Source organism: Vibrio sp. T3Y01 (assembly GCF_013114525.1).
Lineage (GTDB): Bacteria > Pseudomonadota > Gammaproteobacteria > Enterobacterales > Vibrionaceae > Vibrio > Vibrio chagasii_B.
In genome coordinates, this window is the sequence record NZ_VTXJ01000035.1 from 22,263 (window position 1) to 37,595 (window position 15,333).

Genomic DNA, 15,333 nt, shown 5'->3' on the forward strand with positions numbered 1-15,333 from the left:
AAGTAAATTCTTCCTGAAGAATAAAACAAACTCATAGGATCGGATTACAAATGAGTGTTCTTGGGTATAATGAACGATCATTATTAGTTATTGAGTGTAGTCATAGTGGATACCAAAAGTCAGAAATCAGCCAAAGATCAGGTGGACGCCATCAAGGTCCCGCCACATTCATTAGAAGCTGAGCAATCTGTTATTGGCGGTTTGTTATTAGATAACGAACGCTGGGATACGGTTGCTGAAAAGGTTGTGGCCAAAGACTTTTATAGTCGTCCTCACCGTCTGATCTTTGAAGCGGTAAAAGATATCCTTGAAGAAAGCTCTCCTCTGGATCTTATTACACTCTCTGAACACTTAGAGCTGCGTGAGCAACTTGAAGAAGTGGGTGGCTTTGCCTACCTTGCTGACCTAGCTAAGAACACGCCAAGTGCGGCTAACATTAACGCTTATGCGGATATCGTCGCTCAGCGCGCACTGGTTCGTAGCCTGATTGGTGTGGCGAATGAGATTGCCGATTCTGGCTACGATCCACAAGGTCGTACATCAGAAGACCTGCTCGACCTTGCTGAGAGTAAAGTATTCGCGATTGCAGAAGGTCGTGCGAGCGAAAACGAAGGCCCTCAAAACGTAGATAGCATTCTTGAGAAGACGCTAGAGCGTATCGAAATCCTGTACAAGACTCCGCAAGACGGTGTGACAGGTGTCGATACCGGCTTTAATGACCTCAACAAGAAGACCGCTGGTCTACAAGGTTCTGATTTAATCATTGTGGCGGCACGTCCATCGATGGGTAAGACCACTTTTGCGATGAACTTGTGTGAAAACGCGGCGATGAAACAAGACAAGCCCGTGCTTATCTTCTCGCTAGAGATGCCAGGCGAACAGCTGATGATGCGTATGCTTGCATCCCTGTCTCGTGTGGACCAAACCAAAATTCGTACCGGTCAACTTGATGACGAAGACTGGGCTCGTATCTCTTCGACCATGGGTATCCTCATGGATAAGAAGAACATGTACATTGATGACAGTTCTGGCCTAACACCAACCGAAGTACGTTCTCGTGCGCGTCGTATTGCTCGTGAACATGATGGTCTTTCAATGATCATGATCGACTACCTTCAACTGATGCGTGTCCCTTCACTGTCTGATAACCGTACCCTTGAGATCGCCGAGATTTCACGTTCCCTTAAAGCGCTAGCGAAAGAGTTGAACGTTCCAGTAGTGGCACTTTCTCAGCTTAACCGTTCCCTAGAGCAACGAGCTGATAAACGTCCAGTTAACTCGGACTTGCGTGAGTCGGGCTCGATTGAGCAAGATGCCGACTTAATCATGTTCATCTACCGTGACGAAGTGTATAACCCAGACAGCTCACTGAAGGGCATCGCTGAAATCATTATCGGTAAGCAACGTAACGGCCCGATCGGTTCGGTTCGTCTGACATTCCAAGGGCAACACTCCCGTTTCGATAACTATGCAGGTCCTGCATTTGATGACGAGTAATCGCTAATGACGTATATGAAAGCGGCGACCGCGAGCATTGATTTAAATGCGCTTGAGCACAACCTGAACCAAATTAAGTCGAAAGCCCCGCAGTGCAAAGTGATGTCTGTTGTCAAAGCCAATGGCTATGGTCACGGCTTACTGCACATTGCTAAGCACTCAAAAAGCTCAGATGCATTCGGTGTGGCTCGTATTGAGGAAGCACTGCAGCTGCGTGCTGGTGGTATTGTTAAGCCTATTTTGTTGCTCGAAGGCTTTTATTCTTCGGGTGATTTGCCGATCCTTGTCACCAATAACATTCAAACGGTGGTGCATTGCGAAGAGCAATTAAGCGCGCTAGAGAATGCTGACCTAGAAACACCGGTTGTGGTGTGGCTAAAAGTCGATAGTGGTATGCACCGCTTGGGTGTTCGCCCAGAGCAATACCAAGATTTCGTTGAGCGTCTGCATCAATGTGCGAATGTGGCTAAGCCTCTTCGTTACATGAGCCACTTTGGTTGTGCTGATGAGCTGGATAGAACCACTACGGTAGAGCAGACCGAACTGTTTTTGTCTCTTACTGATGGTTGTGAAGGGGAACGCTCACTGGCCGCTTCTGCTGGTTTGTTGGCTTGGCCTGATAGCCACCTTGATTGGGTTCGCCCTGGAATTATCTCTTACGGTGTATCGCCGTTTGTTGATAAATCAGCACAAGAGCTTGGCTTTATGCCTGTGATGACTCTTACCTCGCACCTGATTGCCGTTCGTGATGTTAAAGCGGGTGAAAGCGTGGGTTACGGTGGTAACTGGACTAGTGAGCGTGACACTAAAGTGGGTGTTATCGCGATTGGTTACGGTGATGGCTACCCTCGAACCGCCCCTAACGGTACACCTGTGTTTGTAAATGGTCGAAAAGTGCCTATTGCAGGCCGAGTTTCTATGGATATGTTAACGGTCGACCTTGGCCCTGATGCTGCAGATAAAGTCGGTGATGAAGCGACATTATGGGGTAAAGACTTACCTTCAGAAGAAGTGGCAGAACATATCGGCACTATCGCGTACGAGCTAGTCACTAAGCTGACTTCGCGTGTTGCGATGGAGTATGTGAAGTAGCTATGGATCTTGTAAACTAAATGATGTTCAAGCGAACTACTCGACACTGGCTAACGTCAGTCTTGGCGTTAGCCAGTGTCAGCTTTTCTTCTTCTGTCTTGAGCGAAGAAAAAGATTCAGCCTTTGTCCCTTTCTATTTTAGTACTGAAACTTTGGGCAATACCTTTGGGGTTGCGGGTGTCGCAAAGGGCGTTTGGCAACCTCAAGCCGCTCTGTTTGGTATGGCACTCTATTCAGACAAAGACAGTTATGTCGGTTTTCTATCGGCCTTTAACTACGCTTTGTCTGAGAATGTTTTATTCAGTACTCAGATGTACCAAGCGCGCTTCAACGACAATCCTTATTACATAGGCTCTCAAGGCGATAACGATTCATCTATTGATGATAAAACCATTGCCGATGGCTTAGAACAGAACTATCAGTTTGAATTCAAGTATTTGCTACCTTGGGGCAATGTTGCAGAACATGGCTTGTTAGGGGCTTTTCAGCCAATCAAAGATGTGAGTTTTGCTTCGCCAGTCGAGTCGGGTGTCAGTTCGATTATCTTCACGCCTTTTTATACGGCACGTGAGCTAGAAGGTTTAAACAACACGGAAGAGGCGACAGGCTTTAGTCTGGCGTTGGATTGGGATAACCGTGATAGCACACGTAACCCAACCACGGGCTCTCATACTAACCTGGAATTCACAACAGGCGCAGAGAGTTGGTCTAACGATGACTTATGGCTTAAGTGGACCTTCCAAAATAGCCAGTACTTTGCTTTAGGTCCTTTAGGGGACCTATTCGATCAACAAGTTTTAGCATTCGATTTCTATACGGCTGACACGCCTACATGGGATAACTGCTCTGGGCAAGATTGTGCTCGCCCACCGGAGACAGAACAAGCTCGATTAGGTGGCTTGTATCGATTACGAGGTTATACCGGAGGCCGTTATCACGGTCGCTCTGCAGTGCATTACTCTGCAGAATACCGTGTACTTCCAGATTGGCAGCCACTGGGTGATATCCCACTGATTAACTACTACGACTTGCCTTGGTGGCAATGGGTAGCGTTTGCTGAATTAGGGCGCGTTGCAGATGAATACGACATCAAAACACTGCACTCGGACATGAAATGGAGCTTAGGTGGCGCAGTGCGTTTCCAAGTGGAAGGAATTGTGGTTCGTGCGGAATTAGCGCGAGGCGGTGATGAGGGGACCTTCAGGGTTATGATAAACCAGCCCTTCTAAAGCATTTGGCCCACAGTAGGCCAAATGCTGTATTTATAAGAGTGGTCGTGGAAATACACCACTCTTTTTTATTCAGAAGGCATTGTTTTTATTATGAAGTTCTTGCTTTTAAGCAGTCTACCCCCCCTGAATTGTAACAACCACAGTGCGGCTACCACCATAGTCTCGGTGCTCTCCTAAGTAAATGCCCTGCCATGTTCCTAAAGCTAAACGACCATTGGTGATAGGGATTGTCACGCTGTTGCCAAGTGTCGATGCTTTAATGTGAGCTGGCATATCATCATCACCTTCATAAGTATGCTTGTAATAGGGCGCTCGTTCGGGCACAAACTTGTTGAAGTGTGCCTCCATATCACTACGGACGGTCGGATCGGCGTTTTCATTGAGCGTTAAGCTGGCAGAAGTATGCTGAATAAATAGATGTAATAAACCAACAGATAGGGAGCTAATCTCGTGTATCTGTTGTTCAATTTCATCAGTAATGAGATGAAATCCACGCTTTTGTGCATTTAGGTGTATAGTCTTCTGAATCCACATACGCCATCCTTTATAATGTATTTGGAAAAAAAGTGGTTTGAGGCTATCTTTTGAACTTGAATTTATCAGGTCTCGCTCACATTTAATTATGTTAGAGCCAGAGTCTGTACCGATTCCTGTCTCAGGAAATCTAATCCTGATTTATCTCAAGGTACAGCTCTTCATATACGGCATAATACGTCGTGAAAAAAAATTACAAAGAATCTTTCAGTGGTGACGCGGTTTGGTCATCACAGAAAAATATAAACTTTCGCCTAATCGGGGGTTCTATTCATCACCTAGGTGACGTTTAGAATAAAACCTACAGTAACATCGGGATAGATACCATGTTGAAAAATATCAACCCAACGCAAACACAAGCGTGGAAAGCTCTAACAGCTCATTTTGAGTCTGCTCAAGATATGGATATGAAAGAGCTGTTTGCTCAAGATGCAAAACGTTTCGAGAGCTTTTCTACTCGTTTCGGTTCAGACATCTTAGTCGATTACTCTAAGAACCTAATCGACGCAGAAACGATGCAGCACCTATTTGCTCTTGCAAACGAGACTGAAGTTAAGTCTGCAATTGAAGCGATGTTTAGCGGTGATGCGATCAACAAGACTGAAGGCCGTTCAGTGCTTCACACTGCACTACGTAACCGTAGCGACAAGCCAGTAATGGTTGACGGCAAAGACGTAATGCCAGCAGTTAACGCTGTACTAGCAAAAATGGAACTGTTCACACACCGCATCGTTTCTGGTGAGTGGAAAGGTTACACAGGTAAAGAGATTACTGATGTTGTAAACATTGGTATCGGCGGTTCGGATCTTGGTCCATACATGGTGACTGAAGCACTAACGCCATACAAAACTCGCCTAAACATGCACTTCGTTTCGAACGTAGATGGTACGCACATCGTTGAGACGCTTAAGTCTCTGAACCCAGAAACAACGCTATTCCTAGTAGCATCAAAAACATTCACGACTCAAGAAACAATGACGAATGCACACTCTGCACGTGATTGGTTCCTAGCAGAAGCAGGTGATGAAGCGCACGTAGCTAAGCACTTCGCTGCACTATCGACGAACGCAACTGCAGTCGCTGAGTTTGGTATCGATACTGACAACATGTTCGAATTCTGGGACTGGGTTGGTGGTCGTTACTCTCTATGGTCTGCGATTGGTCTTTCTATTTCTCTTTCTGTAGGCTTCGATAATTTCGTTGAGCTACTAGAAGGTGCTCACGAGATGGATAACCACTTTGCTTCAACTGAGTTTGAAAGCAACATTCCAGTGATCCTTGCGCTAATCGGTATTTGGTACAACAACTTCCACGGCGCTGAGTCGGAAGCGATTCTACCTTACGACCAGTACATGCACCGTTTTGCTGCTTACTTCCAGCAAGGCAACATGGAATCAAACGGTAAGTTTGTAGACCGTGAAGGTAATCCAGTAGAGTACCAAACAGGTCCTATCATCTGGGGTGAACCTGGTACAAACGGCCAGCACGCGTTCTACCAACTGATTCACCAAGGCACTAAGCTGATCCCATCAGACTTCATCGCGCCTGCTATCAGCCACAACCCAGCATCTGATCACCACCAGAAGCTAATGTCTAACTTCTTTGCTCAAACTGAAGCGCTAGCTTTCGGTAAGACCAAAGAAACAGTAGAAGCTGAATTCCTAGCTGCGGGTAAAACAGCTGAAGAAGTGGCTGAGCTAGTACCTTTCAAAGTATTTGAAGGTAACCGCCCAACGAACTCAATTCTTGTTAAGCAAATCAACCCTCGCTCTTTAGGTAACCTAATCGCGATGTACGAGCACAAGATCTTCGTTCAAGGCGTTATCTGGAACATCTTCAGCTTCGACCAATGGGGTGTAGAACTTGGTAAGCAACTAGCAAACCAAATTCTTCCAGAGCTTGCTGATGACGCAGAAGTGACATCTCACGATAGCTCAACGAACGGTCTAATCAACGCATTCAAAGCACTTAAAGCTTAATTGAGTTGATAGCATAAAAGTAAACGCCAACCTTAGGGTTGGCGTTTTTGTATCTGTAGAGTAAGCAATGGTTAAATCGCAGGTAATAAAAAAGGCTAACGTATCGACGCCAGCCTTCTAAATATTTTGCAGTAGCTAATTCTATTCGAAACAGATCTCGATGAAGGCATTACCCCACTGAGATGAGAAAGGCATGATGATGATTGCGCCTTCGCATTTGTGACGAATAGTGTGGCCTTTACCAGAAACCACAATCGGCGTTGCCATGTCGAAGTCGAAGCCGCTTTCCGCAAGAATACGTTTTGCACCACCAGTTACCATGTTGGTGATCTCACCAACCATGTCGGTTACTTCTTCGTTCAAACCGTTTGGTCGCTCACCAAGCATGTTTTCCATGATTTCCAGAGCCAGACCTTCATCAAAGGTAATCGACATTGAACCACGAGATTGTGGACCAACCATACCGATTAAACCAGAGACATCACCACGAGCGATTTCATCTTTCTTAACTCTTGGTTTTTGTGGCTTCAATTCTAGAGAAGCCATCGTTTTTAGAACGTTCATCAAAGAAGCTAAAAACGGGTTTACAAATTCAGCGCGCATAATGTTCTTCTATAATCTTATTCTTTCATATCGGAGGAGCAAGACTGGCAAATGCCATGCGATTCAATGACGTGGTTGGTCAATTGAAAGCCATGCTTCTCAGCGTTACTCGCGAGCAGAGTCACAAGGGAATCGTCTTGTAGTTCTACCACTGTGCCACATTTATCGCAGATCAGTAGTTGGGAGAAATGTTTGTTGGCATTACAAGAACAGCAGCATATAAAGCTATTGGTTGACTCAACTCTGTGAATGAAACCTTGCTCCAACAAGAAATCCAAAGCGCGATATACAGTAGGTGGCTTGGCTTGCGGCTCACTGACTTTCAATTGCTCTAATAATTCATAAGCACTAGAGGCTTTCTTATTAGAGAGGATGAGCTCAAACACTCGCTTTCTTTGAGGCGTTAATCTAACGCCACGCGATGCGCATATCCCTTCAACTTGCTCTATTAATGTGTGGTCCAAATTCTTCACCATTCAATCGGACATCCTTAAACAAACCCTACTTTCAGGTTATTTCGGCTAAGGAGCCATTGATTTCTATTAAAGTCAGGTACAGAGCGTATTGTGACCCACGACTTTGAATAAGACAAGGTAACTCAAAATGACATTGTGACTCAAGGCATAACTGATTAGTGAAGCTGAATTAGAGATCTGGTGAATGATTTATAAAAAAGTGTGAGGCAAAGTTCATATAGCACAAACAGAGCATAGCCTTTACAATAGCCGACTTTGCTTTTGCTGGGTATTCCAGCATCTTTGTTTGACTCGCTACTAGGGTACTTTGCCATGACACATTCATGTAGGTTGTCTGTCGCTCCCATGCTCGATTGGACTGACCGCCACTGTCGTTACTTTCACCGTTTGCTATCTCAGCAGACTCTTCTGTACACGGAAATGGTAACAACAGGCGCGATCTTACACGGTAAGGGCGATTTCCTAGAATACAGTGAGCAAGAGCATCCACTGGCTCTTCAACTTGGTGGTTCAAACCCAGTTGATCTTGCGGCTTGTGCCAAGCTAGCAGCTGAGCGTGGTTATGATGAAGTAAACCTTAATGTAGGCTGCCCTTCAGACCGAGTTCAAAACGGTCGCTTTGGTGCGTGCTTAATGGCGGAGCCAGAGCTAGTAGCAGACTGTGTATCAGCAATGAAAGAAGTGACTGATATTCCAATCACTGTGAAAACTCGCATTGGTATCGATGACCAAGACTCTTATGAGTTTTTGACGAAGTTTATCTCAACGGTTTCTGAAAAGGGTGGTTGTGAGCAATTCACTATTCACGCACGTAAAGCGTGGTTGAGTGGTCTTAGCCCGAAAGAGAACCGTGAGATCCCACCTTTGGATTATGATCGTGCTTACCAGATCAAGAAAGACTTCTCAGATCTAGTGATCGCAGTAAACGGCGGCATCACCACATTAGAGCAGACAAAAGAGCATCTTCAGCACCTGGATGGCGTGATGATCGGTCGCGAGGCTTACCATAGCCCATTTATTCTGGCGGAAGTGGACCAACAGATCTTCGGCTTAGATACGCCAATTAAGAAACGCTCACAAGTCGTGGAAGAGATGTACCCGTACATTGAACGTGAACTTTCAAAGGGTGCAAGCTTAGGACACATTTCTCGTCATATGCTTGGCTTGTTCCAAAGCATGCCGGGTGCAAGACAATGGCGTCGCTACATCAGCGAAAATGCGCATAAGAAAGGCGCGGGTATCGAAGTCATGCAGACGGCATTGGCTAAGATTCCTAAAGAGCTGAACGTATAGGTTAAATTCGCCATTAAAGGCTAAATTTACCACTTTGATTTATTTAAAAAGCCGCGCATGAGAATGTGCGGCTTTTTATTTGACTGATAAATAAGGGTTTTATTGGTTTTGGCGACTTGGTACAGATGCTGCAATGTTAGAAAGTAGGAAAGATAGGTCATTAACTCATTATGGAGACCATTATGTTTGAATTAATCTTTGTTCTTATTTTCGTTGCTACGCTACTTGTGACAGGCATTACCTTTATGACGGTATTAGCGGCAACTGGAGTCGCATTAGCTGTAATGTTGCTGCTGGGTATGATGAGTGTGGTGTTTAAACTACTGCCTTGGTTGATTGTGATTGCAATCGGTGTGTGGTTTTTCAAAAACTTTGTACATAGCTCGAATCAGAGACGCTACTAAAGTCATGACACCGTCAAATATCGGCTTGCCGTCGGTTTATCGTTTTAGTCTTTAAGATGTGTGGTAGAATTTTCCCCAATAATCTATGAATGTGCATACACTTAGCACAACGATATGGAATTGGAGCTATCTCAAATGAATAAAATGCCATTAATTGCTTTAGTGGGAATGCTATCTTTAAGTTCAGCGGTATCTGCTGAGGAAGAGTTTTCTTACACGGCTAAAGTCGGTGCCGATATGTGGTGGGGAAGTACCAAGCTAAATGAAGTGAGACAAGATGAAGACTCTAACTCTCCTTCTGTGTATTTCGCATTTGAGCATAATGCCCCAATGCTGCCAAATGCTAGCTTCCGTTATACGTCTATTGATACGGATGCATTGGCTTTTGATAAGTACGACTACACATTCTACTACACCTTGCTAGAGCACAAGTTGATGAACTTCGATGCGGGTCTGACGTTTACTCAGTACTCAAACTCGAATTACATTGAACCAAAAGCGACAGGTGCGAAAACATCAACCTTTGATGAGTTTACTTGGAGCTTCTACGGTAACGCAGAAATCAACGTTCCTGACACCAACTTCGATATCATTGGTACCATGGAATTCGGTGATAGCAGTGGCATTAAGAGTACAGATTTGATGGCGGGTGTTCAGTACCGAATCCCAGTATCTGAGTCTGAAATCGCTCTGCGCGGTGGTTACCGTGTTATCGACTTAGATTCAGATGAGTTCTTTGATTCTGAGCTAGGTAAAAACTTTGTCATGGTAGATGGCTGGTTTGCTGGCGCAGAAGTACGATTCTAAGTTCACCTAAAGAACATCTAAAACCAATTTTAAGAACGCCGCTTTATTAAGCGGCGTTTTTTTATATCTGTTGATTATATCTTTCTGGAATTAGTTAGCACATTCATCACTTTCGACCATCCTTATACAGAGAGCTGATTAACGTCTATTCTTATAAGGTCTATGTTGTTGGGTCAGAACAAGGGATGGAATATGACACTCAATGAATTACGCAATTTATATCGAGAAAATTTGTTAGTTGAAGCCATCATAGAGCCCTCAATACAAGAAGGGTCTTGGGTTGTGGAGTTTCGCCATATGGGCGGCGGTTTTGTTCTGCTTACTGATGTCCACGGTGAGGAGTGCCATTATGCGGATTTAGATCTAGCATCTAAGTCGGCAATGGCAGTGGGTTTTCAACAAGTTCGTATTGAAAACCAGTAGCCCATTTACCCATTCAATCGCTTTTTACTTCCAAAAAGTTATAAAACATACTTTTCTATTCTTTCTTGTTATTAAAAGGAGTGGTTAATCTATCGTCACGCAATGATTAGGGATGTCGTGACCATGTCTTTAAATAAGAAAGAGTCTTCACAAAATAATAATGCACAGTCTGGGGCGAACGAGCTACCTGGATTAGCTGCACCGCTTAATGACCAACAACTGGGTCATCTTCAACAAACTGTTTCCGAATTATCTTCTCAGCAATTGGCATGGGTCAGTGGTTACCTATGGGGTGTGAGCCAAGCTCAACCTGTGGGCGCAGCCGCACCGATTACTCAAGCAGCTGCGGCGGTTGCTGCAAAACCTGCTGGTAAGCTCAGCATTATCTTTGCTTCTCAAACCGGTAATGCTAAAGGCGTCGCTGAATCACTAGAGGCAGAAGCAAAAGCCTTAGGTATCGCCGTCGAGCTTTTCGATGCCAGTGATTACAAAGGCAAGAACCTAGCGAAAGAGACGCACGTCATTTTCGTGGCTTCGACTAATGGCGAGGGTGAAGCGCCAGATAACGCGATTGAGCTGCACGAGTTCCTACAATCAAAGAAAGCGCCAAAGCTATCAAACTTACAATACGGTGTGATTGGTCTGGGCGACTCAAGCTACGAGTTTTTCTGCCAAACCGCGAAAGACTTCGATAACTTCCTAGCCAAGCTTGGTGCCAAATCATTTGTTGACCGTCTTGACTGCGACGTGGATTACGAAGCGGCAGCAACCGAGTGGCGTGCTAAAGCTCTATCACAAGTACAAGAAACACTGTCGACGGGCGCAGAGGCTGAGGTAGTTCAATTACCAGTAGGTCAAGCCGCTGCTGGTCATTCACAGTACACCAAACAAAACCCATACACCGCAACATTGCTAACAAGCCAAAAGATCACAGGTCGTGATTCGGGTAAAGATGTTCGTCATATCGAGATTGATCTGGATGAGTCCGATATTACTTATCAACCGGGTGACGCACTGGGTGTGTGGTATGAAAACAGTTCAGAATTAGCGAATCAGATTCTTGCTAAAGTTGGGCTCTCTGGTATCGAGAGCGTAGATGTGGATGGTGAAAACCTCTCTATTCATAGTGCTCTAGTGAGTAAGTTCGAGATAACGGCTTCAAACCCTCAACTTGTGACTAAGTTTGCTGAGCTATCTGGTAGCAAGAAACTGTTAAAGCTGGTGGAAGATAAAGACAAGCTTCGTGAATACGCGGGCAACACGCAAATTGTTGATGTATTAGCTGAGAAGAAAACCAAACTATCGGCTGATGAACTTCTAGGCCTGTTGCGTAAGCTTACACCTCGCCTGTACTCAATCGCATCGAGCCAAGCTGAAGTGGATGAAGAAGTTCACCTAACCGTTGGTTTGGTTGAATACCAAAAAGGTGAAGAGTCTCGCTTAGGTGGAGCATCAAGTTTCCTAGCTCAGCGTTTAGAGGAAGGTGGTGAAGTGAAGGTGTTCGTTGAGAACAACAATAACTTCAAGCTACCACAAGACGACAATACTCCAATCATTATGGTCGGCCCTGGTACTGGTATTGCACCATTCCGCAGCTTTGTTCAAGAGCGAGAAAACAATGACGCTCAAGGTAAGAGCTGGTTGTTCTTTGGCGACCGTACCTTTACTCAAGACTTCCTATACCAAGTTGAATGGCAGAAGTACCTCAAATCTGGTGCGCTAACTAAGCTAGATGTTGCTTTTAGCCGAGACCAAAAAGAGAAAGTGTATGTACAAGACCGCTTAATCGAGCAAGCAGAACAAGTATGGCAATGGCTACAAGAAGGCGCGTACTTCTATGTGTGTGGCGATGCGACTCGAATGGCGAAAGACGTACATGAAGCACTAGTTACGATTGCTGAAAAGCAGGGCAATCAAAGTCGCGAACAGGCTGAGCAATTTATTAATGATTTACGTAAAGCAAAACGTTACCAAAGGGATGTGTACTAATGAGCAAGCAAGTAATAGAGCAAGAAGTGCTAGGCCAAGTACTTGGTCCGTTGGCTGACAATGAGCGTCTAAAGCGTGAGAGCAATAACCTGCGCGGTACGATTGAGCAAGACTTACAAGATCGTATCACTGGCGGCTTTACAGCAGATAACTTTCAACTGATTCGTTTCCACGGCATGTACCAACAAGATGACCGTGATATTCGTAACGAGCGTGCCAAGCAAAAGCTAGAGCCTCTGCATAACGTTATGCTTCGTGCGCGTATGCCTGGTGGCATCATTACCCCTAAGCAGTGGTTAGCAATAGATAAGTTTGCCGATGAAAGTACCTCTTATGGTTCAATCCGTTTAACGACTCGTCAAACGTTTCAGTTTCACGGCGTGTTAAAGCCAAATATCAAGCTGATGCACCAAACGTTAAATAGCATTGGTATTGATTCAATTGCTACTGCGGGTGACGTAAACCGAAACGTTTTGTGTACGACAAACCCAGTAGAATCTGAACTTCACCAAGAAGCCTATGAGTGGGCGAAGAAGATCAGTGAACACCTACTTCCTAAAACTCGTGCTTATGCTGAGATCTGGCTTGATGGCGAGAAATTAGAAACAACCGATGATGAGCCAATCTTAGGTAATAATTATCTACCGCGTAAATTCAAGACAACAGTTGTGATTCCACCACAAAATGACGTTGACGTTCACGCTAACGACCTTAACTTTGTCGCTATTGCTGAAGATGGAAAGTTGGTGGGCTTTAACGTGTTAGTCGGTGGTGGTTTAGCAATGACGCACGGTGATACTTCTACTTATGCTCGTAAAGCTGACGACTTTGGTTTTGTACCATTAGAAAATACGTTAGCTGTTGCGGCAGCGGTTGTTACCACACAGCGTGACTGGGGTAACCGCTCAAACCGTAAGAATGCAAAAACTAAGTACACACTAGACCGTGTAGGTATTGATGTGTTCAAAGCGGAAGTTGAAAAGCGTGCGGGTGTTAAGTTCTCGGAAAGTCGCCCTTATGAATTCACAGAGCGTGGTGACCGTATCGGTTGGGTTGAAGGTATTGATGGTAAGCACCATTTGGCGCTGTTTATTGAAAATGGTCGCTTGCTTGATTTTCCGGGTAAAGCATTGAAAACCGGTGTTGCAGAAATTGCTAAGATCCACAAAGGCGATTTCCGTATGACTGCAAACCAAAACTTAATTGTTGCAGGTGTACCTAAGAGTCAAAAAGCAAAAATTGAGAAGCTTGCTCGTCAATATGGTCTGATGGATGACGCGGTAAGTGAACAGCGTAAAAACTCGATGGCGTGTGTAGCATTTCCTACATGTCCTTTAGCGATGGCAGAAGCCGAACGTTTTCTTCCTGAGTTTGTTACCGATGTTGAAGGTATTCTCAAGAAACACGGTTTACCAGAAGACGATAACATTATCCTTCGTGTAACCGGTTGTCCAAATGGCTGTGGCCGTGCAATGTTGGCTGAGCTTGGTTTAGTAGGCAAAGCGCCAGGTCGTTACAATATGCACTTAGGTGGCAACAAAGCCGGTACTCGTATTCCTAAGATGTATAAAGAGAACATCACATCAGCTCAGATCTTAGAAGAGATTGACACGCTGGTGGGCCGTTGGGCTGCAGAGCGAGAAGAGAACGAAGGGTTCGGTGATTTCACAATCCGAGCTGGCATCATCCAAGAGGTGATCATTTCAAAGAGGGATCTGCATGCATAATTCTGTCGCTTCAAAATTGAAGTTAGCAGAACTACTCGCACTAACCAAGACGGAGCAGGTACTTCGTCTTGGACAGATTAACGCAGAGTTAGAACAGCTAACTGCTTTAGAAAGAGTGAAATGGGCACTAGAAAACTTAGAAGGGACACATGTGGTGTCCTCAAGTTTTGGAATCCAAGCAGCACTCATGCTGCACTTAGTCACTCAGGCAAAGCCGGATATTCCAGTTATCCTTACCGATACCGGGTATCTATTTCCAGAGACCTATCGCTTTATAGATGAGTTAAGCCAGAAGCTCACCTTAAACCTACAAGTATTTCGTGCTCAGCAAAGCCCTAATTGGCAAGAAGCACAATATGGGAAACTTTGGGAGCAAGGACTAGAAGGTATTGAGAAGTACAACAAGCTAAATAAAGTTGAACCAATGAGAAGGGCGTTAGATGAACTTGAGGCTGGTACTTGGTTCTCAGGGTTGAGAAGAGAGCAATCCCAATCTCGTGCAAACTTGGCAATCTTATCTATCCAAAATGGTGTGTTTAAGTTCTTACCTATAATAGATTGGACCAATAAAGATGTTCACTACTACCTAGAAGAGCACGGTCTGAGTTATCATCCGCTTCGAGAGCAGGGTTACCTTTCAGTTGGCGATACACACACAACTAAGAAGTGGGAGCCTGGTATGACAGAAGAAGAAACCCGCTTTAACGGGTTAAAACGAGAATGTGGGCTTCATGAGGACGATGGCGAACAATATGGCTCTGGTATTTAGGCTCATTGTTGATTAAAAAGCTGCTTTAGGGCAGCTTTTTTGCTTTTCTGGGGGCAAAACAACAACGCCTGTGGATAACTCTGTGATTATTTTGTAGGTACTTTGTAAGTAAACTTGCATAAATAAGCCCTTGGTGGTTTATCCATCATATAAGCCTCGTTTTTGCATTTTTCTTAAATAAACACTTGCCAATGTGAGCGACATCTCTATAATGCCGCCTCACTGACACGGCAGACGCCATAAGGCTTCAGCGAAGAATGTTAGTTAGGCAACTAGCTTCAAGCGATTATTCGCTTCTACTTTTAGAAAGTAGAAATTAATTTTCAAAAGTGTTTGACACTGAAAATTAAGTCGCTAGAATAGCCGCCTCTTCCGAAGTGATGTCAATCACAACGAAGAGAAGTTCTTTAACAATTTAAACCTATCAATCTGTGTGGGCACTCGTTGATGAATATCAAAAATTGATTCTTAGGAATCACATTGATTTCAATGAACTGAGTGACCAATC

Annotated in this window: 14 protein-coding genes; 11 read left to right on the plus strand and 3 right to left on the minus strand. The window is 44.6% G+C overall.

Going from position 1 to position 15,333, the window contains the following annotated elements:
* The first annotated feature begins 105 nt into the window (after nucleotides 1-105).
* From F0232_RS24075 to F0232_RS24085, 3 genes are read left to right on the plus strand one after another with little or no spacing between them, the layout of a single operon-like run.
* Nucleotides 106-1,497 carry a replicative DNA helicase gene (locus F0232_RS24075; protein ID WP_004741275.1) on the plus strand — a complete coding sequence of 464 codons (1,392 nt, stop codon included), beginning with the start codon at nucleotides 106-108 and terminating at the stop codon, nucleotides 1,495-1,497.
* Between the two features lie 6 nt (nucleotides 1,498-1,503).
* The gene (alr, locus tag F0232_RS24080) at nucleotides 1,504-2,589 is read left to right on the plus strand and encodes an alanine racemase (protein WP_105057817.1); all 1,086 of its coding nucleotides are present in this window, start codon (nucleotides 1,504-1,506) and stop codon (nucleotides 2,587-2,589) included.
* 23 nt (nucleotides 2,590-2,612) lie between these two features.
* Nucleotides 2,613-3,818, plus strand: a complete 1,206-nt coding sequence (locus F0232_RS24085; RefSeq protein WP_105057878.1) for a BamA/TamA family outer membrane protein — start codon at nucleotides 2,613-2,615, stop codon at nucleotides 3,816-3,818.
* A 117-nt stretch (nucleotides 3,819-3,935) separates the two neighbouring features.
* Here the strand turns inward: F0232_RS24085 and F0232_RS24090 are convergent, their stop codons facing one another.
* Complete coding sequence (locus tag F0232_RS24090; RefSeq protein ID WP_105057818.1) at nucleotides 3,936-4,355, minus strand: secondary thiamine-phosphate synthase enzyme YjbQ; 420 nt, start codon at nucleotides 4,353-4,355, stop codon at nucleotides 3,936-3,938.
* A 326-nt stretch (nucleotides 4,356-4,681) separates the two neighbouring features.
* Between F0232_RS24090 and pgi the strand changes: the two genes are divergently transcribed.
* A complete protein-coding gene (gene pgi, locus F0232_RS24095) occupies nucleotides 4,682-6,334 on the plus strand; it encodes a glucose-6-phosphate isomerase (RefSeq protein WP_105057819.1) in 1,653 nt (550 codons plus the stop codon).
* A gap of 141 nt (nucleotides 6,335-6,475) precedes the next feature.
* On the opposite strand, the gene F0232_RS24100 is transcribed toward pgi, so the two are convergent.
* Nucleotides 6,476-6,937 (minus strand): chemotaxis protein CheX, encoded by a 462-nt coding sequence (locus F0232_RS24100; protein ID WP_004741271.1) that lies wholly within the window; start codon nucleotides 6,935-6,937, stop codon nucleotides 6,476-6,478.
* A 17-nt stretch (nucleotides 6,938-6,954) separates the two neighbouring features.
* Entirely contained in the window at nucleotides 6,955-7,413 is a 459-nt protein-coding gene (zur, locus tag F0232_RS24105; protein WP_004741270.1) for a zinc uptake transcriptional repressor Zur, read from the minus strand.
* Between the two features lie 312 nt (nucleotides 7,414-7,725).
* Between zur and dusA the strand changes: the two genes are divergently transcribed.
* The 7 genes from dusA (at nucleotide 7,726) to F0232_RS24140 (ending at nucleotide 14,825) form a co-directional block, all read left to right on the plus strand.
* Nucleotides 7,726-8,706 (plus strand): tRNA dihydrouridine(20/20a) synthase DusA, encoded by a 981-nt coding sequence (gene dusA, locus F0232_RS24110; RefSeq protein WP_171751042.1) that lies wholly within the window; start codon nucleotides 7,726-7,728, stop codon nucleotides 8,704-8,706.
* Nucleotides 8,707-8,888: 182 nt separating this feature from the next.
* The gene (gene pspG, locus F0232_RS24115) at nucleotides 8,889-9,110 is read left to right on the plus strand and encodes an envelope stress response protein PspG (RefSeq protein ID WP_008224319.1); all 222 of its coding nucleotides are present in this window, start codon (nucleotides 8,889-8,891) and stop codon (nucleotides 9,108-9,110) included.
* A gap of 135 nt (nucleotides 9,111-9,245) precedes the next feature.
* Entirely contained in the window at nucleotides 9,246-9,917 is a 672-nt protein-coding gene (locus F0232_RS24120; RefSeq protein ID WP_105057879.1) for a TIGR04219 family outer membrane beta-barrel protein, read from the plus strand.
* 192 nt (nucleotides 9,918-10,109) lie between these two features.
* Nucleotides 10,110-10,340, plus strand: a complete 231-nt coding sequence (locus F0232_RS24125) for a hypothetical protein (protein ID WP_004735813.1) — start codon at nucleotides 10,110-10,112, stop codon at nucleotides 10,338-10,340.
* A gap of 123 nt (nucleotides 10,341-10,463) precedes the next feature.
* Entirely contained in the window at nucleotides 10,464-12,329 is a 1,866-nt protein-coding gene (locus F0232_RS24130; RefSeq protein WP_105057831.1) for an assimilatory sulfite reductase (NADPH) flavoprotein subunit, read from the plus strand.
* Nucleotides 12,329-14,056, plus strand: a complete 1,728-nt coding sequence (gene cysI, locus F0232_RS24135; protein ID WP_105057832.1) for an assimilatory sulfite reductase (NADPH) hemoprotein subunit — start codon at nucleotides 12,329-12,331, stop codon at nucleotides 14,054-14,056. The genes F0232_RS24130 and cysI overlap by 1 nt, the downstream gene beginning before the upstream one ends.
* On the plus strand, nucleotides 14,049-14,825 hold the full coding sequence (locus F0232_RS24140) for a phosphoadenylyl-sulfate reductase (protein ID WP_061034294.1): 777 nt from the start codon (nucleotides 14,049-14,051) through the stop codon (nucleotides 14,823-14,825). The genes cysI and F0232_RS24140 overlap by 8 nt, the downstream gene beginning before the upstream one ends.
* The last annotated feature ends 508 nt before the right edge of the window (nucleotides 14,826-15,333 follow it).